The following is a 19,672-nucleotide window of genomic DNA, read 5'->3' on the forward strand; positions in this document are numbered from 1 at the left end:
GGCGGCGGTCACTGCTGGCCGCCGGTGATCGCGTCGTAGACCCGCATCGCCCAGCGGGCATCACCCATCGCGGTGTGCCGCTCCTCCTCGGTGGGAGGCTCGACGCCGATGGCGCGAGACAGATCGTCGGACTTCCACGGCAGCGCGAGGGTCTCGCGTGCCTCGCGCGGCATCACGTCGGTGCGTCCGCCGCCATGGAGGTAGCCAACAGCCAGTGCTTCGATGTCGATGAGGTGGTAGTGCCACGCCGGGGTGAGCCGGTGGCGGCGCAGCATCGCAGCGAGGCACTCGGTGTCGAAGTTCGGCACCGCGCCGACGATGTGCGCGCCGTGGGTCCAGCGCGCCACCTCGCGGGCGGCGAGCTCGGGATGCCAGGCGTTGTTGGGACTCCACGGGTCGCCCTGGTCGTCGTCGATGCCGGCCAGGTCGCGGCCCTGCGGGTGGCGGTCGTAGAAGCGTCCGACCTTGAGGCCGAAGGGATCGGCGGTGCTGAGGTCGATGTCGACGAAGAACGAGGTGTCGCGCTCGCCCTGCTCGTCGCGGCGAATCATCGCGATCTCCCACACCTTGCGGCCTGGATGAACGCCGTCGGTCTCGGTGTCCAGGAAGACGATCGGGGTGGTGCTCATCGGTTCTCCTCTGCTCGGATCGCCGCGGCGGCACGGGCACTGGGCTCGCGAACCGCGAAGTCGTTGTTGGTGTTGTGGATCCGCTGCCAGCGGCAGCGGCAGGCGACGGCGACGTCCGCGTCGGGCGCTGACAGCCACCCGTTGCGGCAGCCGTGCGGGCAGGGCTGGTCTTCTACCTCTTCGCCGTAGCGGTCGCGGGTCATGAGACCGACCTCAGCGGGGGCGGATTGGGGCCTGGTTCGTCCTGTGCCGGATCAAGATCGGGTTCGGCACCCTCGGCCTTCATCTCGGCGACCATGGCCCGCAGGGACTTCCGTGGCTGCCGGGCGACGTGGTCGCAGACGGTGGTGCCGCGGTAGCCGTCGACGTCGCACATCCCGCAGTTGGCGATCTCGGCTGCGCGGGCCTCGGCGGCGGACTGGCGTGCCAGCGAGCGCTGCTCGGCCTGCCACCGGACGCGCTGGTCCTCCCACTGCTTGCGTGCCCGCCGGGCATCCCCGCACGGACCACACGCCTCGGTCGTCCCGTCCGGGTGCAGCGAGCAGGTACCCGCCGGCCGCCGCAACTCGACAGCCGCGGCGAGGATCGCCATGTACTCGCCCTCGAGGTGCTCGCACTCCTCGCAGCCGACGACCCAACCGTCGTTGTGCTCGTCGTGGAATTTCTTGGGAGGGATGGGGTTGGGGGTCTCGTTCGCGTGCGCGTGGTGAGGTACCCCAGTAACGCCCCCACTAGAGGTGCCTGGTGTTAGGTGCTTGGTGCCTGGGGATGTGGACCGAATCTGATCCGTGATGTCGTTGCCAATCCGATTACTAATCCCGTTGGTATTGACCAGGTCTGATGACACCGAATCGGACCGATCCTGATTACCAACCGGATTGGTGATCTGATTGGTAATCGGGTTGGTGATCGAATCGGCCTCGGCGATCTCGTCCAGCGCGGTCCGCGACATCAGCCACTCCAGCTGATCGCCCGAGTTCGACACCGGACTCGTCCACGAGGAGAACTCCGGCGAGACGGCGTGAACCTCACGCACCGCCGTCACCACCGCAGCCTTCGCCAGCGGCGACGCGACATCCCCATACGCCCTCACGACCGCAACGGCCATCTTCGGGTTGCGCAGCAGCTCGTCCCACAAGATGTGCTTGCGCATCAGGATCTCTTCGGTGCCCTCGTCGATCACCGCAAACCCGCGCTCGACCAGCTCGGCGCCCGCGGTCCGAATCTCCTCCACCGACAGGCCCGACCGGACCGTCAGCCGCGCGGGGCGCCAGTCGGCGCGGCCGCAGAAGGAGATGCCGCCGTGCTGGCGCAGCACGTAGTCCAGGAGCTTCGCGTGCGGACCCAACGCCAGGTAGTCGTCCTGATCCCACACGGCATACGGCGTGCGCCCGTACCTTCCGCCGGTCATCAGGACACCGCCAGCAGGGACATCTGCCCGTCACCACCGAGCCGCTTGTGCAGCTCTGCCAAGCCCTTGGTGGTGATCCGGATCGTCGGCGCGGGCATACGCATCTCGCCGGTCGGCTGGTGCAGGAACGGCGTACCCAGCTTCTCGGTCAGGCGGCCGCGGTCGACCTGGGTCTGATACGCCTTCCACGATCCGGTGCCGGTGTCGCGGAAGATCCAGCCCTCGCCCTGCATGAACTTGAACAGGCGGTCACGGCCGATGGTGATGTTCGGGTCGCGCGAGAGGACCTTCGCCGCGTCGGCCACGCCGTAGTCGCCGGCGGACTCGGCCAGGTGCGACCACGCCGAGGCCGGGGCTTCGAGGGCGCGGGCATGCTGCTCGGCCTCGATCCGGGCGCGCTGCTCAGCGTCGGCCCGCTCCTCCGCTTCGAGTGCCATGGTGAGAATCTCGCGGCGCGAAAGCTCGGTGACCCCGTAGCTGCCGGTCTTGCGGAGGGTGGGCAGCACCTCGCCGGTGACCCAGCGACGGAACCCCACAGCGACCGGCTTGTCGGACCGGAGCACCAGCGCGTACATCCCGGACTCGCTGACGACGGCCATCTCCTGGACGCCGCCAGGGGTGTCAATCCGATTGACCCCCTTCTCATCATCGGCCAGGCGCTGCATAGCCATCGACAAGTTGGCGAGTCCAAGGATGGTGCAGATGTCGCGCGCGACGAACCACGGTTCGCCGTCGACCACGACAGTGCGCACGGGCGAGCCTTCGTAGGTGAAGGGCATCAGGTTGGTCATGGGGTCGCCTCCTCGGCGTCGTGATCAAGGTCGGCGCGCAGTGTGGAGATATGGGGTGCAACGGAGTCGCGAGCTGGGACAACGGACCCGTCGTCGGCCAGTAGCACAACCCCGTGCAGCACGGAGTGCACCGGGGTCGCGGCCGGGTTGTGACGGCGCAGCACCAGCCACCCGGCGTCCATCGCCGACTCGCGATAGCTCTCGGCCCACGAGTGGCACTGCAGGCACAGCAGGACGAGGTTGGGCGGCCGGTTGATCCACGCCGCCTTGCTGCCACCCATACCGCGCGGCACGCGGTGGTGGATCTGGCCGTTGCCGTGGAGCATCCAGGCACACCGCTCGCAGCGCTCCCCCGCCCGGGCGCGCACCAGCTCGACGACGGCGCGGTCCGGGCCGGTGCGCCGCGGCTTGCCCCGCCTCATGCGCCCTGCTCGCTGGCCGACATCTTCACGACCAGCCCGCGCTTGCGGATGAACTCGCCGAGCAAAGTCGGGCGGCCCTCGAGATCGACCATGGGCGCGCCATCGAGCTGGTGCCCGGAGACCTCCTCGAACAGCGCGCGCAGCTCGTCCAGATCGGTGAGCTCGATGGCCCGCTCGCGGTACTCGGCGGCGGAGGGAATCCGCGCGCCTGCCGACACGAACTTGTCGATCTCGATGGCGAGCTCGATACCCGGCTGCGGGTACGTGGCGCCCATCTCGACGCCTTCGATGCGCGACTTCGACACCGTCAGCGTGTTCGCCAGATCCAGATCACCGACGAGGTCGAACTCGTACTCCACGCCGTCGCGCTGGATCGGCTTCATCCCGACGCGTGTCGGTTCCTGCTTGCCGCGGGCGTTGGTCGTGAGGACGTACTCCTGCTTCGACCGCAGCGTGACGATGACGTGGCCGGGGAAGGCCAGGATCGCGTCCAACATCCGGCGCTCCTCTGGCCGGACTTCCTTCCAGCCCGATGTGAACTTGCTGGTCCCCGAACGGCGGTCGACCTGCTCGAGCATCCCGTCGGTGCCCTCCCAGTAGTGGGAAAGGCTGTCGATGACGAGGACGTCGAACCCGTGGCCGGCGGCGACACCGAGGTGGTCGACCAGCGACAGCGGGGCGAACCGGGTGGGCTTGATCGTCTTGAACGCCCACCCGTTTCGGCCGACATACTTGCTGGCCGAGCCGCGCTCGGTGTCGATGACGGCGATGTTCTGGCCAAGGCCGGACGCCAGCATCAGCGCGGTGTAGGTCTTGCCCGCCCCGGCCGGACCGGTCAGAGCGATCCGCGCCTTCGCCGCGGCCTTGGTAGCTTCCTCGAAATCCATGCTCACGCCTCGATTCCGAGCAGCGGCACCGGCGCACCGGCCAGCAGCTGGCGCACCACGTACTCCGCAGCGATCTCGCTGCGCGCCGACACCACCGGCTTCGGGGTGCGCAGCTCGATACCCGGGACCGGGCGGCCGTTCTTGGCCAGCGCCTCGGCCTGCTTGTACAGGTAGGCCGGGATGTCGGAGACCACGGTGAACAGGTCCTCGCGCCCGGAGTCCTTGAGCAGGGCCACGATCTCGCCGAGGTCGCCGAGCTCGGCTCGCGTTTCGAGCTTGTCCGGGTACTGGGTGCGGATCCACTCGTCGAGCTCGTCGCGGTCGACGATCTTCGGCACCGGCTTCGGGTCCGACTTGGTGACCCGGCCCAGCTTCACGTCGTCGGCGGTGCGGGCCGGGATGCCGGCACCCTTCGCCAGCTGCTCGTCGGCGATCGCCTTGGCGCGGGCGAGCTCCTCCTGCACCAGATCCGCGAGGGTCTTGAGCAGCACGATCTTGTACGCGAGGTCGGCGTCGGTGTACGCCTGGATCTCGGCGGTCATGGGGTCGCCTCCTGTGCTGCGTCGATGAGGGCCAGGCCGATGCTCTTGGCCATGTCGGGGCTGTAGATGTTGAGGCTCAGCAGCTGCGAGGCATGCAGGATCGCCACGCGCACCCCGCCGTCCGGCTGGGCGGTGATCTCCGTGCTGCCGAAGCCGTGCGTGAATGTCTTCACCGCGCCTCCTTGGCGGCATGGGTGAGGGCTATTGCGATGAGCGCGGCGACCGTCGAGCTGTAGGTGGTGCGGTGCACCAGCAGCTCGCCGTCGTAGCCCTCGATGGCGACGCGACCGTCGGGCTCGGCGGAGATGCGGGTGCGGGACCGGCCGTCCCAGAAGTCGTGGATCACGGCACCTCCAGAAGGTCGAGCAGGTCCGATGGCTCCTGCTGCTGGGCGGGCTTTCGGCTCGCCCAGAACTGGGCCATAGCCGCTCGATTCCGCGCGCGGCTGGGCTGGACTCGCGCTTCGTGCGCGGCGTCGATCAGCTGCGCGGCGAGGTGCCGGGCCTCGTCCGGCGTGAGCTGGCGCTTGAACAGGGCGAGCCCGACCGACTCCTGCCCGTCGGCGACAGCGAGCTCCGCCACGCCCGGCACCCGCCAGGACACGCCGGTGCTGGTCGCGGTGCCGTCGCGCTCGACACCGACCACGCCGAGGCTGAGGTCGGCCTGCACGCAGTGCGCGAGGTGGCGAGCGAAATCGCGGTCCTTCTTGGTGTGCTGCAGGCTGACCATGAAGCGGGCGACCAGCCGGTCATGGACGGTCTCGCTCATGCGGACACCGCCTTCCCGAGGCGGCCACCGGCGAGCGCCTCGGCGCGCTGGCCGAGCACCGACAGCGAGACGTCGGGATCCATCCAGATCGCCAGCAGCATCACGACCTGAGCCATGCGCGCTGGGTCGTGCTCGCAGCGACGAGTCAGGTGCTCGAAGGTGCGGTCCGGGTCGATGGCCTGGATGTCCTCGACGAGCTGGAGCGTGTCGGCGGCCAGCTGGTCGAGGTCGGAGTACGCGGCCATCACGACACCGCCACTGCGGCTGCGTCCCGGCACTTCTTCGAGCAGTGGCCGCGCAGTCCCGTCTTCGGCGAGTGTGCCGAGGCGGGCAGGTCCCGCTCACACACCGGGCACACGCCAGTCAGTCGCTTCGGTGGCGTGCCGGAGACCTTGAGCAGCTTGTCCGCGGCGGTGCTTGTCACGACCTCGACGCGGCCGCACGCCACCCTGCTCGCCGTCGACTGGGATACACCGGCGGTGACGTAGACCTGCTTGAGCGTCCACCCCTGGCTGATCAGGGCCTCGATGTGCTCGCGCACCGGCGCGGCGGGCACAGCGGAACCGCGCTCGGCAACCCGGCACGATCCGCAGATGACCAGCCTGACGCGGGTATGGATCTCGTTGCCGCAGCTCTCGCAGGTAGAGGTGATCAGCTCGCGCGGTGGCCGCTGCTCCAGGACCTCGACGTACTTCCGCAGCGCGCCCTTCTGATCGGGCAGGAAGTAGCCGCCATGCACACCGTGCGAGGTGGCGGTGCGCTTGGCCTCGCGGGCGCAGGTCTCGCGCACCTTGCACTTCTTCGCGCAGATGGCCTTCGCTCCCGCGGCGTCAGCAAGGCGCAGTGGGAAGAACAGCTCCGGGTCTTCATTCCTGCAAGCCGCGCGGTCGCGCCATTCGATTTCAGCCATCACGCCGCCCCGATCTGGCGGTCGACCCACTGGTCGTGGCCGCGGTCCCAGTCGGCGCCGGGATCGTCGCCGTCCTCGACCTCCTCGTCGCAGGCGACGACGGTCATCGGCGGGTTGGCGCGCAGGTCAGCCCGGACCAGGGCGTAGAAGAAGTAGACGACCGCGATCAGGGTGCCGCCGACGATGGCGCACTGGATGATGTGGGCGACAGTGCTCATCGCACACCGCCCATCACCAGCGCGAAGTCCAGGTCGTGCATCGGCCGGCCGCCGTCGACCTGCACCTGGGGTGCCTCGATGGCCGCGACCGCGCCCGTCAGGCGACCCGCGGCGACGAGGACGCGGACGCTCCCGTCGGCCTGGCGCTCGATCTGCTGCAGGGTGAAGACCGGCAGCTTCGCTGTCTCGTATCCGTCTGGGCCGACGGCGTGGACGTAGGCCGGATCGACCGGCATGGCGTCGATCCGGGCGAGCATCTGATCGACGGTCTCGCGGGTCTCGGCGAAGTCGTGGCGGGCGCGGCGCCCGAACGCGCTGCGACGCAGGGTGTCCAGGATCTTCACGCCTGCACCGCCTTGCCGTCGGCGTGGGCGGCGGCGATGGCGAGCTGTGCGCGCAGCCGCGCGTTCTCTTCGACCAGCGCGGTGACGATGCTGTCGTGCAGCACGCGAGTCACCATCGGCGCGGGCTCATCCTTGTGCTCGATGTGGAGCCGCTCGATCAACCGGTCCGCCAGATGGGAGACGGCTGTGGCATCGGTGCTGCTGGTCTTGTCCAGGTGCGCGCCGACCCAGCGGGCATCCTCGGAGTAGCCGTGGAAGTGGAGCGAGATCCTCGCGACCGTGATCGCGGCGAGGATGCGCGCGGCGGCGACGGGCGGCTGCTGGAAGGTCGATTCGAGTACGGAAGTGTTCAGCTGGTCCGCGATGTCGATGCGGGACTTAGACTGCGGGTGCGTCATGAGTAGACTGCTCCTTGAGTTGTTGTGACGCGCGGCCGCCGGGATGGACCCCCGGCGGCCGAACTCGTTTACGGGGTGGCGAGATTGGTGGGCCCTGCCGCGTCCCCTGCGGCAGGGCCGTCCTCGCCTACGGGCCGAAGCGCCGGAAGCGAGGAAGCTGCGTGGCGCGGCCTCCGGTAGGCGCTCGACGCGGCGTGACGGCCGCGGGCTGTGCTACCGGGGCGCACCCGACCCGCACCGGGGGCGTGGGGGTGCGCCGGACGGGAGGAACGGCGGTGGCCACGGAGAGCCAGGCCGAGGGCGGGGGAAACGATCGCCGCAGCGACGCACCAGCAGGCGACGAACAGGAGGCCGTAGCCGAGGACGGTGCTCATGCTGCGGACTCCTCCGTGCTGGCATCGGCAGACCGAAGAGCATTGCGGATGACGAGCGCCTGACGCTCAGACAGCGGCACCCACTTGGTGCGCTGCGCGTCGAGCCAACGCTGCTCCGCTGGCGACACCTTGCCCGCGGTTCTCATTCGCCAGCTCCATCGGGCGCGACCGCTTCTGGCTGAAGGATCGCTAGCTGCGGCACGACGAGGAACTGCGCGGCACGGACGAGCAGCGCATTGGTCAGCCGCCGGTGCCCGTTCTCGATGTTGTTCAGGTAGTGAGGGCTGACGTCCATGGCCTCGGCGAGCTGCTTGATGGACGCCCCACGCAGTTCGCGCAGCGTCCTGAGCGTGACTCCGACCCGGACGCGGTCGTCGACAACGGCGCTGCCTGTCGCCAACTCGCCGGAGGAAGTTTGATTTGCCACGTGATCGAGGCTACGTCACTCGTGCGCAATCGTGCAAGCATCTTCGGTCATCATGTCGGCATTAATAGAGCAGAACAGTCGAGGTCGTGGATCTTATGCACGAATCTGGCGCGCAATAATGCGAATTGTTGCTGGTCATGCGCAGTGATGAACGTGCAGCGTCGTGCTTGCAGACGCACACTCTTGCACCGCAAGATGTAGGCATGACTGCGGAAGATGACGCGCTCACGCGCAGGATTGGCGCGATCGTGACTCGCGCCCGCCTGCGGCGCGGGTTGAACCAGGCGGCGTTCGCGCGCGCCGCCGAAGTCGACGTCCGCACGGTCCGAGGGCTGGAGTCCGGTGACAAATGGCCCTGGGATGCGAATCGGACCAAGATCGAGCAGGCACTGGGCTTCGCAGTCGGGGCACTCGAACTATGGAGAGAGAACCCGCATGAGCTGGCGAAGTTCGAGCAGACCTTGACCGATCGAGACGACACAGGCGAAGACGGGCCTACCGTCGACGTGAGCTTCCCGACGGCCAAGGTCAACACGAACTTCCATGACGCGCTCGGCCAGCTCCGCGCCGCAAATATCGCCGTCGCGGCGGAGCGCCTGGCGCTGCTGCCAGCCGAGGACATCGCCCGCGTACAGGCACTCATCGACGAGCTCGGCCGGGCGCGGTTCCCGGACTGGGACGACCAGGGAGACTACGACCTCGCATGGGGTCGGCGAGCCAAGCTTGGTCCGCTCGCACCGGAGGACGAAGAAGCAGTCTTCGACTCCCTGAAGGATGTGCAGTAGTCCCGTACGCCGGTCACCCATTCGCCGCGACGCTGATACCAGCCAGGCCGCGGACCAAGAACCACCGCAGCCTCAGCCTCGCCTCGCAGAAGCGCCGATTGCCGGGCCGATATGCCACAGCGAGGGATGATGAACACCCGACCATTGCGCAGCAGGAGTGCGCCGATCTCCAGGAGGCCGTCCGGTGCGACCGATATGCGGCCCATGGGCGGTCGCTCCACAACCCCGAGCACATCGGCAATTCGCTGGCCGAACTCTCCGGAGTCGTGCACTTTGCCCCCTGGCAGCTACGCCGCCCAACCCCTTACCCTGCCGGACGGAACTTCTGGCCTCGACGCTAGTCCCCAGCAAATCCTATTTTTCAGATTTGAAAAACCCTAAACATCACATTTCAGCAACTGGCCGTTCGCCTGTCGATCGCTGGTACATTGCCCATCTATGGGGGCTCACGAATCATGGTGCAGCATGACCGATTTCGACGAGCTCAGGCGGCAGCTGAGGATTGCCTACGGGTTGGTAATCGAGCGCGCGCGGAAAGAGCGGTGGCCGGTCATGTCGGCGTTCGCTGCCGCCTGCGGAATGAAGACCAACTCATACAGGCGGATCGAGCTCGGTGAGCGCGCGATCACCGCACCCGAGCTCGAGGTGATCGCCCACGTCCTCGGCATCTCGCCCACCACCATCCGGGCCGAGGCAATCGCAATGGTCGAGGGCGGCGAAATTCCCTCGCATGCAGGGCAAGCCGCCGAGTCCTGGCGCCGAGCACTCAACCCGAAGCGCTCCGGCTGAGCTGGCGAATCCCCAGAATCTGTCACACGCAGGCGATACGCTCGCGAAGTGTTGCCCCTGCTATCGACCTGCGTACTGCTGCTCATCTCTGCTGCAGTCGTGCTCGCGCGGTTGAGGTTCCACTCGGAGATGGCATCCGACGGCCTGGACTTCCCACGCTTCACCGTTGCGATTGCTTCGGTCGTCGCTGCAACCGCGCTCGGGCTCAACGCCATCGGCGACGAGGTGGTCGACCCGTTCCTCGCCTCGATGCGACTTGGCGAGAACCTCTCGGATCTGCTCGGCTACCTCTATCTCGTCGCCGCGTGCAGCTTCTTCGCCGGCCAGAGTCTGACCATCCTCACGAAGCGGCTGCCCGGCGATCGGGCGTCCGATTTGCGACCTGCATCGCTGATCGGATGCGGGGTAGTAGCTCTGGCGCTCATCGCGCTGTCGCGGTTGTCATCCGCTCGCACGGTCCCAGCTATCCAGACAGAGCAGTTCACCGACCCCGCGGCGGTCCTGTACACCGCCACCTTCTGGTCGGTCATCATCGTCACCGCTACCTTGGTGCTTGCCGCCGCCGTCGTCGGATCGCGCGACCACGGCCTCCACGGACAGCTCGCCGCGATGGGCGTGGCGGGCGGCATCAGCGCGGTGATCGCGACATTCGTCCTGTCACGCCTGATCTTCGATCACGGCCGGACGTCAGCCTGGCTCAGCTGCTATGGCCAGTGGTGGACTGTCCCCGGCCTCATCGGCATCACGGTTGCCGGCCTGCTCGGCATCCCGAGATCCGCGATCAGACCCCGTCGCTGATCACCACGGCACGCGTCGGGCTCAGGCTGCGACGCACGATGTCGTAGCGCCTCTGTCCCTGTCGCTCCAGCTCGACGATGCGGGCGCGCTCCTCGAGGGTGGCAGTTCGCAGGTACTCCTTCACCTCCCACGTTCGGAAGTCCATCGGGTCCCCTCCTTCGGACAGGGGCACAGGCGGCGGTAGCTCGGTCGGCACGGGCTCATCGGAGCCCACCCACCGCAAGTGCACCCGCCGAGGGTTCAGTACCCGCGTCCCCTTCCCGCCCCGGAACAGTCGAACCTCCACCAACGCCCGCACCACGGAGCGTTTCTGGGTCATGGCCATCGGCGTCCACTTCGCCCGGGCGTCTGGTCCGGCGAGCTCAGCAACCAGCGGCGACGAGATTGCCGCCTGTGCGCGCCGTTTCGCTGCGGCGATCTGAGGCTCAAGCTTGCCCGTCAACCGTGCAAGCACCGCGGCGGAGATCGACCCGTCGGCCGCCTGGTCGATCAGGTTGTCCAGGCGCGCCTGCAACGCCCGCTCTTCCTCGAACGCCTCGGTAGCCGCCTCATCACCAGCGGCGAGCAGCTCGAGCACATCCGGCGATTCCAGGCGGTCCAGGACTGCCAGCTCCACCAGCTTCTCGAATTGGTCGGCCATCGCGCCGACGCAGAAGTTCGTCGCGCACATGTACGTCTTGCCGGTCCTGCCCTTGCGGATGACCAGCTCCCCGCCGCACTCGCCGCACATCCCCACCGGCGAGGTCAGAAGCCACACCGGCGTGGTGCCGCGATGCGTCAGCCGAGTCGGATCGTTGAGGATCGCCTTGATCCGCTCATGCTGGTCCGCTGTGAGGATCGGCGGCCAGGTTGCCGATCCGGTGACTTCACCATGCGTCACGCGTAGCGCTGCGTAGGTGGGCGAGAGGATGAGCGTGCGCATCGAGTTCGACCGCCACCGAGCAGGGCCTCCCGCGTCGGGCCCCTTGCGCGCCGGCCGCGGCGCCGGGATGCCGCGGTTGTTCAAGTCCGTGACGATGCCGTGCACTTTCTCGCCGTTGAGGAGTCGGTGGGCGATCTCGCGGACGATGTCGGCCTGCTCCTTGAAGATCTCGCGGCCGATCGCCTTGCCGGTCTTCTCATCGCGGATGATCTTGTAGCCGTAGGCCAGCTTGCCATGCGGCCGACCGTCAGCGGCAACCTTGCGAAGGTCGCGCATCACCCGACGCCGGGTCTTCTCCACCTCGTACTCGTCCTCGATGGCGTCCTGGGCGGTGCGCTTGCGGTCGTCGGGATCGCGCATGTCGTAGACGCGGCCCCCGTACATCCACAGCGCACCGGCTTCCTCCAGTGCCTCGCGCAGCTCGAGGTGTCGTTTGAGCTGACGCGTCGAGCGCGACGACTCCCACGTGATCAGCATTCGGCGTTTGGCTGATTTCTCCCGGAGCAACCGCAGTGCGCGGTCAAAGTTGGGGCGGGCCTTGCGGGAATACCGCGACGCTCCGATGTCGTCCTCGACCAGGATCTCGAGGACGGTCGCGCCGCGGTCCCTGCACTCCTCGACCGCCTCTTCTACCTGCTGGCTTGTCGAGTCGCTGTGTCCGTCACGGTCGTCGGAGACGCGCGCGAGAATGATCGCCTCGATCTGATCCCACTGCCAATCCATGCGGCAATGTTACATCTGGGTATTGACTAATCACACCGCTCACCACGCAAAGGTGTTGCAGGCCTGCGATTTCGAAGTTGTCCCTGACCTCGTCGGATAGCGCGGCGGTATCGCCGACGACGAGCGCGGGCAGCAATCCCGCCGCGGCGGGTGGCAACGCTCTGGCCGAGGCCATCGCCAGATCTGCCCGCACGCCCCCGGCCATTCGCTGCCACCACGGGGGTGTCCCGACACGTTCCGCCTCGGCGACGGGGTGCAGCGCGGCCACTGTCAGATCCGATCGGTTCGGTTCGGCGACCTTCGCCCGAAACCGGATCACCTGGCCGGGAGACAGGTCCGCCCAGCCCTCCCCCGGCGCAAGGATGACGAGCGCCCCGCCGACCCGAGTGGCGGTCGACCCGCGTTCCCCGCCGGCTCGATTGGTCGTAGAACCGAAGTCTCCGTCGGCCCGAGTACTCGTAGAACCGGACACTCCGTCGGCCCCAGCGCTCGCAGACCCCGACACCCCGCCGACCCCCGCGCTCGTCGAGCCGAGCTTCCCGTCACTCTGGGGTGGCGTACCGCCTCCGTACTCATGCAGCTCCGCAGGGACGATCCACCGCCGTTGTCCACCGAACCCGCCCGCCCGCATCGGTTTCGGATCGTCGGTGACCACTGCCAGCACCGTCACCGTCCGCCCGAACGATTCCCGGAGCGGGTGTGTCTGCACATGGTGCGCACGCCACGCGCCTGCGGCCCCGAAACCGGCGGTCACCAGCATCACCGCCAACCCGGCGATCGCGACGACTCGCCATCGTTCACGCTCGTGCGCGATCGCCCACAGCAACACCACCCACAATCCGATTGCGACGACCACCGCACCGACCGCCAGCACCAGGCCGACGAACCACCCCAGCGACACCGCCACGATCGTCGCGCCCCAACATCCCAGCGCCGCCGGTACCAGGCGCATGTCCAGCACCTGCCGTTCCGGCTCCTCCGTTCCCGCCTCCTGCTGAGCCGCCGTGCTCATTCCGGTCCCGGGCACCGCACCGGCGAATCCGGACAGACCCCACCCCGCCCGAGCACCGACGACATCCCGAAACACCCGAATTCCATACTGCTGTGGGCGTGTTCGACGCGGTCCGCGCAGCAGGTCGAGAACCCGCCGCTCACCGCGGGATTCGCGGGCAGGGGCGATTCGTTGGCGCCGTACTCCGCACCATCGCTCGCCCCGGCCGTATCTTCGCCCGAGACCGCCGGTGCCGCACCGATTCGGGCCGCGACTTTCGCCTGGCAGGGACCATCACCGGTCGCACCGGATGGCTGGACCGATTCGGTCATGTCGTCACCAAATCACGGAGGCGGGCCAGGCGGGCGGGGCCGATGCCGTCGACTTCGCCGAGTTGGGCGATATCGGTGAATCGGCCATTGGTGGTGCGCCAGGCGAGGATGGCTTGGGCGGTGACCGGGCCGACGCCGGGGAGCGCGTCCAGTTCGGCTTCCGTCGCGGTGTTCAGGTTGATACGCGCTCTGGTGTTCTGGGCGTTGGTATTCGGGGCCGGCGGGCCGGAGGTGTTCTGTCCTGTCGTGGGTGCGCGGTCGGCGGCGCCGATCATCGCGCTGCCAAGGAGTGGGGGTCCCGATTGTGGGCCAGTCGTGCCGACGACGACCTGGTCGCCGTCAGTGAGGCGCTGGGCCAGGTTCAGCCCGGCGAGGTCGGCACCGTCGGTCGCACCGCCTGCCCGTTCGATGGCGTCGGCGACACGGGCGCCACCGGGCAGGTGGTGCAGGCCCGGTCGTTCGACCAGACCCACCACGCTGACAACGACTTCCGCTGGCGGGCTCGGCATGGTGCCGGCGACCGCGGCCATGCCGGCGCTCGGTTCCGCGGGGGCGCCCGCGCTCTCCGCGCGGACGACCGGTACCGGTGGCAACGCCTGTGGCGTCGGCTGATCGCGCAGGACCAGCACGCCGGTGCAGACCACCGCTGCCAGACCCACCAGGCCCAAGACCACAGCACCCCGGCGGCCGGGATCGACCCGCGTCTGCCGGAACCGGTCCGGGACGAATCGGCGCAGGCCACCGGAGTCGGCGCCGTCGTCGAGCCAGCCCGGCGAACGCACCTCCCCCGTCGAAGGGAGATCCTCCTCGGCCCACCGCCCTTCGGTGCCGGTGCCGCCGCGCGGGCGTGCCGTGTCGGGCTCGTCGCGCAGCGCCCCTCGGGTCCCGGGTTTGTCGCGCAACGCCAGCCCGCCCAGCCGTTGCCGTACCCGCTCGTGTTCGTCGTGTCGTGACATGGCAGCGACGCTACGAGCCGGCGAGCCCGCGAAACCGGCGCCGACCTGGGTCTCGAGCGAAGCTGTGGACAACCTCGAGCCTGTGGACAACTCGCGGTTTCTCGGTCGTCGAGACCGGGATGCACGCTGCCCGAGCGAATACGGTGCGGACATGGCCGAGACCACGTACGGATGGATCCATGGACCTGGCACAACGTTTCCGCGACTTCGCGCAGCGCGAGGTGAGCGGCAATTCTCCGCTGTACCACCGGCGTGCGATCGACATCGCCGACGATCCACCGGTGCTCGCGCTGATCGCCGAACTGCCGACGGACAAACAGCAGCCCAACCTGGTGCTGGCGGCGGCGCGGGTCAACGGCGCGATCGCGGTGCCGTACCGCGATTTCCGTGCGCAGCTGATCGCACGCTGGCCATCGATCGCGGCGACCGCACTCGCTCGCCGTACCCAGACCAACGAAGCGGGTCGTGCGGCAACCTTGCTGCCGATCCTCGCTCGGCTGCCGGGACCGTTGTCGCTCATCGAAGTGGGCGCATCGGCGGGACTGTGTCTCTACCCGGACCGTTTCAGCTATCGCTACGGCGGGCGCGCCCTGGATCCCGCGGACGGTCCGTCGTCAGTGGTCTTGCGGTGCACCGTAACCGGGCCCGCGCCGATTCCGGATCGGTTGCCCGAGGTGGTCCATCGCGCCGGGGTCGACCTGAACCCCTTGAACGCGGCGGACCGGCAGGATCGGCAGTGGCTGGAAGCCCTCGTCTGGCCGGGGCAGGACCAGCGGCTCACCAGGCTGCGCAATGCCTGCGCGATCGCCGCCGCGAATCCACCGCTGCTGGTGCCGGGAGATCTGAACGAACAGATCGCCGAGCTGGTCCACACGGCGCCCAGCGACAGCACGGTGGTCGTGTTCCACAGCGCTGTGCTCACCTACCTGTCGGCGCTGACGCGCGCGGAGTTCGTCGCGTCGGTGCGTGCGCTGCCCTGCCATTGGGTGTCCCAGGAGGGCACCGGGGTGGTCGCCGAGTTCACCGACCTACTGCCCGAACGGGATTCGAACACAGCGCGGATGGTGCTTGCGGTCGACGGCGAGCCGGTAGCCTACGCCGGGCCGCACGGTCAGTCACTGGACTGGTTCGGCCCGGCGTAGCAGGGGCGGCCTCAGACGCGGCGCATCACCGACACCACCCGGCCCAGGATCACGGCCTCGTCGCCGTCGATGACCGAGTAGGCGGGATTGCGGGGTTCGAGCAGGACATGGCCGTTGCGCCGGCGGTACACCTTGACGGTGGCTTCCTCGCCGATCATGGCGGCGACGATGTCGCCGTTGTTCGCCTCCCGCTGGCTGCGCACAACAACCAGATCACCGTCGCAGATCGCGGCGTCGATCATGGAGTCACCGCGCACCCGGAGTCCGAAAACCTCACCACGACCGACGAGTTCACGCGGCAGCGTCAGCACGTCGTCGGCGTGCTGTTCGGCCAGGATCGGCGTGCCCGCGGCGATGTCGCCGACCACCGGCACGCTCACCGAGGCGCTGGAGCCGGCGGCCGGGGTGTCACGCAGGAACAGTCGCACATCGGTCTGGCGCGCCATCCCGGTGCCGCGGCGCAGGAAACCGTCTTCCTCCAGCGCCTTCAGATGCTGGGAGACCGTAGAGGTGGAGCGCAGGCCGACGGCGTCGGCGATCTCCCTCGCGCTCGGCGCGTAGCCGTGCGCGAGCACCGAATCCCGGATCACGGCGAGGATGTGTTGCCTGCGGGGCGGCAGGTGCGCGGTGTCGGGGAAGTCGAAGTCGTCGTATCCGGTCACCGGGGCATCGTAGAGGCCCACCGTGCCGGAGCGTCGGCGCAGCCTCCCGGCGTGCCCTGCCGCACCGGAAATCGGCGCCGGTCAGGAACACCCGCCGGGCACGACGAGCACACCGAGCGCGCCGACGCCGAGATGGACTCCGAGGGTGGGGCCGAACTCGCCGACGTACAGCTCCTCGACCTCCGGGACCTGTTCGCGCAGCTGGGCCGCGATCGTCTCGGCGGCATCGGCGGCGCCCAGGTGCTGGACCGCCAGGGCCGCGCGATCGCGCCCGGCCGCCTCCACGGCGGCCGCGACCAGCTTGGCGTAGGCGCGCGAGCGCGTGCGCACCTTCTCGCGCAGTTCCAGCTTGCCGTCGACCAGCTGCAGCAACGGCTTCGTCACCAGTTCGCTGCCGAAGAACGCGGCGGCGCTGCTGAGCCTGCCGCCCTTGCGCAGCTGCTCGGTCCGATTGACCAGGATGAACGTGCGGGCGCGGGCGGCGGCCGTCACGGCGCGTTCGTAGACCGCGTCCAGCGCCTCGCCCGCCCGCGCGCGACGGGCGGCCGCGAGCACGGGCAGACCGGTCGCCAAGCCCGCCCCCAGCGAATCCACCAGGCGCACTCGGTCTTCGGCACCCATGTCGCGAACGGCCTGCCGGCCGGACTCCCACGTCGCCGACAAGGTGCGCGACAGGTGCACGGCGACGACACCGTCGCCGTCACTGCGGCTCAATGCCCGCTCGTAGACTTCGCGCAGCTCGCCCGGCGAGGCAGCCGAGGTGGTGACCGAGTCCGTCGAGTAATCGATCTCGACGGGGTCGACGCCCTCCCGGATCTCCCGGTCGCCGACGAGCACGTGCAACGGGACCACTTCGATACCGAGCTCGCCGACGACGTCGGCCGACAGCCCGGCCGCCGAATCGGTGACCACGACAACGGTCACGGACTACCGGACCTCCTGCAGAGTCTTGGTCATCGCCGTCGCCACCGCCGCGTGCCCGGCCCAGCCCCAGTGGATGCCGTCCGGGTTCGCCGCACCCGACTCGATGTCGTCGCGCACGGCCTCGCCGAGGTCGACCAGCGGCACCGAGGTGCGGCCCGACCACGCCTGCAGTGCCTTGACCGCGCGCGCCCGGCCCCGGTGCACCCGCCCGTAGGCATCGCACTTGTGCACCGACGGCAGCACCGCGACCACGGGCAGCTCGGGACGCAGATGATGCAGCGCCTCCCGCGACTGCTCGAGGTAGTCGACACTCACCTTCGGCGGAAGCGCCACGGGCCGACCGAGTTTCGACAGCTTGGGCTGCAGCCAGTTGTACGAGGCGCGCACGCCACGACGCAGCTTGGGCGGACGGATATAGCGGATCAGCTCGCGCAGCGCGGTCGGCAGCGGCGAGGGCAATGTGTCCATGCCACCGACGGCGAACACGACAGCACCCGCCCGGGGCACGGCGGCCCACACCCGCGGGTCGCCGATCAACGCCCAGTAGGCATCGCGGCAGGTCCAGCCGATCCGCGCGATCAGCTCGACATCCCAATCCAGTTCGGCGGCCACCATATTCGGCCAGATCCGGGGATCGTCGGCAGGCAGGCCGCCCTTGGGACCGTAGTAGGCGAGCGAGTCGGCGATCACCAGCAGGACGGGGCGCGGCGAGGCGGACTCCACCGGCCGGGGCGCGGTGGCTTCCTCGACGAGCACGACCTCCGCGGCCGCCTCGACGAGCGATTCGCTCTGCGCGACAGCGGTCTCCACGACCGGCGCGGAGACCTCGGTAACCGCGACGGACTCGGCGGCCACCGCGACGGACTCGTCCGTCGCGACCGCATCCGCCCCCGGCTCGTCGCCCGGCGACGTGTCGGCCGACGTAGCGTCGGAACCATCAGCCGCACTTGCCGACTGGAGGTCCTGCGCCACGGCGGGTTCGGCCACCGAGGCGGTCATCGCCACGGCATCCTCGGTGTCCGCGCCCATCTCGGTGACGACCGCCGACTCGGCGGTATCCGGCTGCGCGACAGCCGGTTCGGCCTCGGTCCGGGCGACGGAATCCTCGACCGCGGCCTCGGTGACAGCGGTGCCCGCTGTGGCAGGCTCGCCGTCGCCGTCGGCGTCCGCCTCGTCGGACGAGCCGGTCGCCGCGTCAGCTGTCGCGGCGTCGGCCTGCTCGGACTCGGCGACGACCGCCGCGGGCGGCGGGCCGAACAGCGCATCGGGTAGCGAGCGCTCGCTGCGCGCGGTGACCTGCTTGAAGAGTTCGTCCGGTACCGAACGGATGGGCTCCTCACGCTCGGGGCGTGCGGGCTCAGCGGGTGGCGGACCGAACAGCGCGTCCGGCAATTGCCGTCCGGGCTTGGCCGTCACCTGCTGGAACAGTTCGTCCGGTACCGATCGGACGGGCTCTTCAGAGGACATCGGGAGCTACCTTCGCCGCTGCGTTCCAAACATCGAGGCGCCAGCCGGGTCGGTCGATGTCGGGCCCGTGGCTGGACAGCTGCACCCAGCTCGTATTGGCCAGCCCACCGAGGGCAGGCCAGTTCTCCGGAGGCAGTTCCAGCAACGCGGCCGTGAGGGCAGCGATCAGCCCGCCGTGCGCCACCAGGATGATAGTCCGGCCGGGCCAATCCTGTCTCTCGTTGTACAGTTCGCGCACCACGGGCAGCGCACGCGCGCCCACTTCGAGTTTGCTCTCGCCACCGGGCGGTGTGTAGGTGGCGTCGAGACGCCACTGCACGCGCGCGCCGGGGTAGTCGGCGTCGACCTCGAGGTGGGTCAGCCCCTCCCAGTCACCCAGGTGGGTCTCACGCAGCCGCTGATCGGTGACGACCGGCAGATTGCTGATGTCGCCGAGCGCCTGCGCGGTTTCCTTGGCGCGGCGCAGATCGGAGGCATGGACCGCGATCGCGTTACGGGACACCAGTTCCCGCGCTGCCTCTTTGGCCTGCTGCCTGCCGAGGTCGGTGAGATCGGTATCGATCTGGCCCTGCATCCGGTCGGCGGCGTTCCACTCGGTCTGCCCGTGCCGCAGCAGGATCAGCGTGCGCACATGGGCGTACTTGCTCACTCGGTGTCGCCCTCTACCTGTGCGTCGTCGGCGGCGGGTGTCGCCGGGGTGGCGATGCCCTCGACGGCCACGGTCGGGCAGTCACGCCACAACCGCTCCAGCGCATAGAAATTGCGCTCGTCGTTGTGCTGGATGTGCACGACGATGTCGACGTAGTCGAGCAGCGCCCAGCGGCCCTCGCGGGTGCCCTCGCGGCGGACCGGCTTGTGGCCGGCCTCGCGCAGCTTCTCCTCGACGTTGTCGACGATCGCGTTGACTTGGCGCTCGTTGGGCGCCGAGGCGATCACGAAGCAGTCGGTGATCACCAGCTGCTCGGAGACGTCGAGGACGACGACGTCGGTGGCGAGCTTGTCGTCGGCCGCGAGTGCGGCGACCTTGGCCATTTCGACCGCTTCGGTAGTGGCAGTCACG

29 protein-coding genes are annotated in these 19,672 nt (G+C 68.9%); 4 read left to right on the top strand and 25 right to left on the bottom strand.

What is annotated here, in order from left to right:
- Positions 1-8: 8 nt before the first annotated feature.
- From ATM97_RS29210 to ATM97_RS29290, 17 genes are all read right to left on the bottom strand, one after another.
- Complete coding sequence (locus tag ATM97_RS29210) at positions 9-629, bottom strand: hypothetical protein (RefSeq protein WP_218721418.1); 621 nt, start codon at positions 627-629, stop codon at positions 9-11.
- A complete protein-coding gene (locus ATM97_RS29215) occupies positions 626-832 on the bottom strand; it encodes a hypothetical protein (protein ID WP_218721419.1) in 207 nt (68 codons plus the stop codon). The genes ATM97_RS29210 and ATM97_RS29215 overlap by 4 nt, the downstream gene beginning before the upstream one ends.
- Positions 829-2,040 carry a hypothetical protein gene (locus tag ATM97_RS29220; protein ID WP_218721420.1) on the bottom strand — a complete coding sequence of 404 codons (1,212 nt, stop codon included), beginning with the start codon at positions 2,038-2,040 and terminating at the stop codon, positions 829-831. The genes ATM97_RS29215 and ATM97_RS29220 overlap by 4 nt, the downstream gene beginning before the upstream one ends.
- On the bottom strand, positions 2,040-2,831 hold the full coding sequence (locus ATM97_RS29225) for a phage antirepressor (RefSeq protein WP_218721421.1): 792 nt from the start codon (positions 2,829-2,831) through the stop codon (positions 2,040-2,042). The genes ATM97_RS29220 and ATM97_RS29225 overlap by 1 nt, the downstream gene beginning before the upstream one ends.
- Complete coding sequence (locus ATM97_RS29230) at positions 2,828-3,253, bottom strand: HNH endonuclease (protein WP_218721422.1); 426 nt, start codon at positions 3,251-3,253, stop codon at positions 2,828-2,830. Before ATM97_RS29230 ends, ATM97_RS29225 begins: the two co-directional genes overlap by 4 nt.
- Positions 3,250-4,140, bottom strand: coding sequence for an ATP-binding protein (locus tag ATM97_RS29235; protein WP_218721423.1), 891 nt, complete (start codon positions 4,138-4,140; stop codon positions 3,250-3,252). Before ATM97_RS29235 ends, ATM97_RS29230 begins: the two co-directional genes overlap by 4 nt.
- A gap of 2 nt (positions 4,141-4,142) precedes the next feature.
- The gene (locus tag ATM97_RS29240; protein WP_218721424.1) at positions 4,143-4,682 is read right to left on the bottom strand and encodes a hypothetical protein; all 540 of its coding nucleotides are present in this window, start codon (positions 4,680-4,682) and stop codon (positions 4,143-4,145) included.
- Positions 4,679-4,855 carry a hypothetical protein gene (locus ATM97_RS29245; RefSeq protein ID WP_218721425.1) on the bottom strand — a complete coding sequence of 59 codons (177 nt, stop codon included), beginning with the start codon at positions 4,853-4,855 and terminating at the stop codon, positions 4,679-4,681. The genes ATM97_RS29240 and ATM97_RS29245 overlap by 4 nt, the downstream gene beginning before the upstream one ends.
- Positions 4,852-5,028 (bottom strand): hypothetical protein, encoded by a 177-nt coding sequence (locus ATM97_RS29250; protein ID WP_218721426.1) that lies wholly within the window; start codon positions 5,026-5,028, stop codon positions 4,852-4,854. Before ATM97_RS29250 ends, ATM97_RS29245 begins: the two co-directional genes overlap by 4 nt.
- Positions 5,025-5,450, bottom strand: coding sequence for a hypothetical protein (locus tag ATM97_RS29255; protein WP_218721427.1), 426 nt, complete (start codon positions 5,448-5,450; stop codon positions 5,025-5,027). Before ATM97_RS29255 ends, ATM97_RS29250 begins: the two co-directional genes overlap by 4 nt.
- Entirely contained in the window at positions 5,447-5,695 is a 249-nt protein-coding gene (locus tag ATM97_RS29260) for a hypothetical protein (protein WP_218721428.1), read from the bottom strand. Before ATM97_RS29260 ends, ATM97_RS29255 begins: the two co-directional genes overlap by 4 nt.
- Positions 5,695-6,360, bottom strand: a complete 666-nt coding sequence (locus ATM97_RS29265) for a WhiB family transcriptional regulator (RefSeq protein ID WP_218721429.1) — start codon at positions 6,358-6,360, stop codon at positions 5,695-5,697. The genes ATM97_RS29260 and ATM97_RS29265 overlap by 1 nt, the downstream gene beginning before the upstream one ends.
- Positions 6,360-6,578, bottom strand: a complete 219-nt coding sequence (locus ATM97_RS29270) for a hypothetical protein (protein ID WP_218721430.1) — start codon at positions 6,576-6,578, stop codon at positions 6,360-6,362. Before ATM97_RS29270 ends, ATM97_RS29265 begins: the two co-directional genes overlap by 1 nt.
- Positions 6,575-6,922 (bottom strand): hypothetical protein, encoded by a 348-nt coding sequence (locus ATM97_RS29275; protein ID WP_218721431.1) that lies wholly within the window; start codon positions 6,920-6,922, stop codon positions 6,575-6,577. Before ATM97_RS29275 ends, ATM97_RS29270 begins: the two co-directional genes overlap by 4 nt.
- Entirely contained in the window at positions 6,919-7,320 is a 402-nt protein-coding gene (locus ATM97_RS29280; RefSeq protein ID WP_218721432.1) for a hypothetical protein, read from the bottom strand. Before ATM97_RS29280 ends, ATM97_RS29275 begins: the two co-directional genes overlap by 4 nt.
- A 370-nt stretch (positions 7,321-7,690) precedes the next feature.
- Positions 7,691-7,840 carry a hypothetical protein gene (locus ATM97_RS29285; protein ID WP_218721433.1) on the bottom strand — a complete coding sequence of 50 codons (150 nt, stop codon included), beginning with the start codon at positions 7,838-7,840 and terminating at the stop codon, positions 7,691-7,693.
- On the bottom strand, positions 7,837-8,121 hold the full coding sequence (locus tag ATM97_RS29290; protein ID WP_218721434.1) for a helix-turn-helix transcriptional regulator: 285 nt from the start codon (positions 8,119-8,121) through the stop codon (positions 7,837-7,839). Before ATM97_RS29290 ends, ATM97_RS29285 begins: the two co-directional genes overlap by 4 nt.
- Positions 8,122-8,324: 203 nt before the next feature.
- Between ATM97_RS29290 and ATM97_RS29295 the strand changes: the two genes are divergently transcribed.
- The 3 genes from ATM97_RS29295 to ATM97_RS29305 all read left to right on the top strand — a co-directional run bounded on the left by ATM97_RS29295 (position 8,325) and on the right by ATM97_RS29305 (position 10,493).
- Positions 8,325-8,906 carry a helix-turn-helix transcriptional regulator gene (locus ATM97_RS29295; protein ID WP_218721435.1) on the top strand — a complete coding sequence of 194 codons (582 nt, stop codon included), beginning with the start codon at positions 8,325-8,327 and terminating at the stop codon, positions 8,904-8,906.
- Positions 8,907-9,371: 465 nt separating this feature from the next.
- On the top strand, positions 9,372-9,695 hold the full coding sequence (locus tag ATM97_RS29300; RefSeq protein WP_218721436.1) for a helix-turn-helix domain-containing protein: 324 nt from the start codon (positions 9,372-9,374) through the stop codon (positions 9,693-9,695).
- A 48-nt stretch (positions 9,696-9,743) separates the two neighbouring features.
- The gene (locus tag ATM97_RS29305; RefSeq protein ID WP_218721437.1) at positions 9,744-10,493 is read left to right on the top strand and encodes a hypothetical protein; all 750 of its coding nucleotides are present in this window, start codon (positions 9,744-9,746) and stop codon (positions 10,491-10,493) included.
- Here the strand turns inward: ATM97_RS29305 and ATM97_RS29310 are convergent.
- From ATM97_RS29310 to ATM97_RS29320, 3 genes are all read right to left on the bottom strand, one after another.
- Positions 10,477-12,138, bottom strand: a complete 1,662-nt coding sequence (locus tag ATM97_RS29310; RefSeq protein WP_218721438.1) for a recombinase family protein — start codon at positions 12,136-12,138, stop codon at positions 10,477-10,479. The two genes, ATM97_RS29305 and ATM97_RS29310, sit on opposite strands and share 17 nt — an antisense overlap.
- The gene (locus tag ATM97_RS29315) at positions 12,077-13,150 is read right to left on the bottom strand and encodes a hypothetical protein (RefSeq protein ID WP_218721439.1); all 1,074 of its coding nucleotides are present in this window, start codon (positions 13,148-13,150) and stop codon (positions 12,077-12,079) included. The genes ATM97_RS29310 and ATM97_RS29315 overlap by 62 nt, the downstream gene beginning before the upstream one ends.
- Positions 13,151-13,457: 307 nt before the next feature.
- A complete protein-coding gene (locus ATM97_RS29320; protein ID WP_218721440.1) occupies positions 13,458-14,417 on the bottom strand; it encodes a ComEA family DNA-binding protein in 960 nt (319 codons plus the stop codon).
- Between the two features lie 179 nt (positions 14,418-14,596).
- Here ATM97_RS29320 and ATM97_RS29325 point away from each other — a divergent pair, with 179 nt between their 5' ends.
- Positions 14,597-15,559 (top strand): DUF2332 domain-containing protein, encoded by a 963-nt coding sequence (locus ATM97_RS29325; RefSeq protein WP_218721441.1) that lies wholly within the window; start codon positions 14,597-14,599, stop codon positions 15,557-15,559.
- An 11-nt stretch (positions 15,560-15,570) separates the two neighbouring features.
- On the opposite strand, the gene lexA is transcribed toward ATM97_RS29325, so the two are convergent.
- From lexA to rsfS, 5 genes are all read right to left on the bottom strand, one after another.
- A complete protein-coding gene (gene lexA / locus ATM97_RS29330; protein WP_218721442.1) occupies positions 15,571-16,221 on the bottom strand; it encodes a transcriptional repressor LexA in 651 nt (216 codons plus the stop codon).
- Positions 16,222-16,302: 81 nt separating this feature from the next.
- A complete protein-coding gene (locus ATM97_RS29335) occupies positions 16,303-17,145 on the bottom strand; it encodes a DegV family protein (protein WP_218721443.1) in 843 nt (280 codons plus the stop codon).
- A gap of 3 nt (positions 17,146-17,148) precedes the next feature.
- Positions 17,149-18,612, bottom strand: coding sequence for a diglucosylglycerate octanoyltransferase (gene octT, locus ATM97_RS34665; RefSeq protein WP_255588600.1), 1,464 nt, complete (start codon positions 18,610-18,612; stop codon positions 17,149-17,151).
- On the bottom strand, positions 18,602-19,261 hold the full coding sequence (locus ATM97_RS29345) for a histidine phosphatase family protein (RefSeq protein ID WP_218721444.1): 660 nt from the start codon (positions 19,259-19,261) through the stop codon (positions 18,602-18,604). The genes octT and ATM97_RS29345 overlap by 11 nt, the downstream gene beginning before the upstream one ends.
- Positions 19,258-19,671 carry a ribosome silencing factor gene (gene rsfS / locus ATM97_RS29350; RefSeq protein ID WP_218721445.1) on the bottom strand — a complete coding sequence of 138 codons (414 nt, stop codon included), beginning with the start codon at positions 19,669-19,671 and terminating at the stop codon, positions 19,258-19,260. The genes ATM97_RS29345 and rsfS overlap by 4 nt, the downstream gene beginning before the upstream one ends.
- Position 19,672: the final 1 nt, after the last annotated feature.

It is taken from the genome of Nocardia sp. MH4 (genome assembly GCF_019266065.1).
Taxonomy (GTDB): domain Bacteria; phylum Actinomycetota; class Actinomycetes; order Mycobacteriales; family Mycobacteriaceae; genus Nocardia; species Nocardia canadensis.

What these genes read in the sequence shown, in the direction of transcription:
- ATM97_RS29235 (WP_218721423.1), bottom strand. Translation starts at nt 4,140, where the DNA reads ATGGATTTCGAGGAAGCTACCAAGGCCGCGGCGAAGGCGCGGATCGCT.
- ATM97_RS29225 (WP_218721421.1), bottom strand. Translation starts at nt 2,831, where the DNA reads ATGACCAACCTGATGCCCTTCACCTACGAAGGCTCGCCCGTGCGCACT.
- ATM97_RS29270 (WP_218721430.1), bottom strand. Translation starts at nt 6,578, where the DNA reads ATGAGCACTGTCGCCCACATCATCCAGTGCGCCATCGTCGGCGGCACC.
- ATM97_RS29285 (WP_218721433.1), bottom strand. Translation starts at nt 7,840, where the DNA reads ATGAGAACCGCGGGCAAGGTGTCGCCAGCGGAGCAGCGTTGGCTCGAC.
- ATM97_RS29325 (WP_218721441.1), top strand. Translation starts at nt 14,597, where the DNA reads ATGGACCTGGCACAACGTTTCCGCGACTTCGCGCAGCGCGAGGTGAGC.
- ATM97_RS29300 (WP_218721436.1), top strand. Translation starts at nt 9,372, where the DNA reads ATGACCGATTTCGACGAGCTCAGGCGGCAGCTGAGGATTGCCTACGGG.
- ATM97_RS29240 (WP_218721424.1), bottom strand. Translation starts at nt 4,682, where the DNA reads ATGACCGCCGAGATCCAGGCGTACACCGACGCCGACCTCGCGTACAAG.
- ATM97_RS29265 (WP_218721429.1), bottom strand. Translation starts at nt 6,360, where the DNA reads ATGGCTGAAATCGAATGGCGCGACCGCGCGGCTTGCAGGAATGAAGAC.
- ATM97_RS29295 (WP_218721435.1), top strand. Translation starts at nt 8,325, where the DNA reads ATGACTGCGGAAGATGACGCGCTCACGCGCAGGATTGGCGCGATCGTG.
- ATM97_RS29230 (WP_218721422.1), bottom strand. Translation starts at nt 3,253, where the DNA reads ATGAGGCGGGGCAAGCCGCGGCGCACCGGCCCGGACCGCGCCGTCGTC.
- octT (WP_255588600.1), bottom strand. Translation starts at nt 18,612, where the DNA reads ATGTCCTCTGAAGAGCCCGTCCGATCGGTACCGGACGAACTGTTCCAG.
- ATM97_RS29255 (WP_218721427.1), bottom strand. Translation starts at nt 5,450, where the DNA reads ATGAGCGAGACCGTCCATGACCGGCTGGTCGCCCGCTTCATGGTCAGC.
- ATM97_RS29220 (WP_218721420.1), bottom strand. Translation starts at nt 2,040, where the DNA reads ATGACCGGCGGAAGGTACGGGCGCACGCCGTATGCCGTGTGGGATCAG.
- ATM97_RS29320 (WP_218721440.1), bottom strand. Translation starts at nt 14,417, where the DNA reads ATGTCACGACACGACGAACACGAGCGGGTACGGCAACGGCTGGGCGGG.
- ATM97_RS29260 (WP_218721428.1), bottom strand. Translation starts at nt 5,695, where the DNA reads ATGGCCGCGTACTCCGACCTCGACCAGCTGGCCGCCGACACGCTCCAG.
- ATM97_RS29310 (WP_218721438.1), bottom strand. Translation starts at nt 12,138, where the DNA reads ATGGATTGGCAGTGGGATCAGATCGAGGCGATCATTCTCGCGCGCGTC.
- ATM97_RS29280 (WP_218721432.1), bottom strand. Translation starts at nt 7,320, where the DNA reads ATGACGCACCCGCAGTCTAAGTCCCGCATCGACATCGCGGACCAGCTG.
- ATM97_RS29210 (WP_218721418.1), bottom strand. Translation starts at nt 629, where the DNA reads ATGAGCACCACCCCGATCGTCTTCCTGGACACCGAGACCGACGGCGTT.
- ATM97_RS29315 (WP_218721439.1), bottom strand. Translation starts at nt 13,150, where the DNA reads ATGAGCACGGCGGCTCAGCAGGAGGCGGGAACGGAGGAGCCGGAACGG.
- ATM97_RS29215 (WP_218721419.1), bottom strand. Translation starts at nt 832, where the DNA reads ATGACCCGCGACCGCTACGGCGAAGAGGTAGAAGACCAGCCCTGCCCG.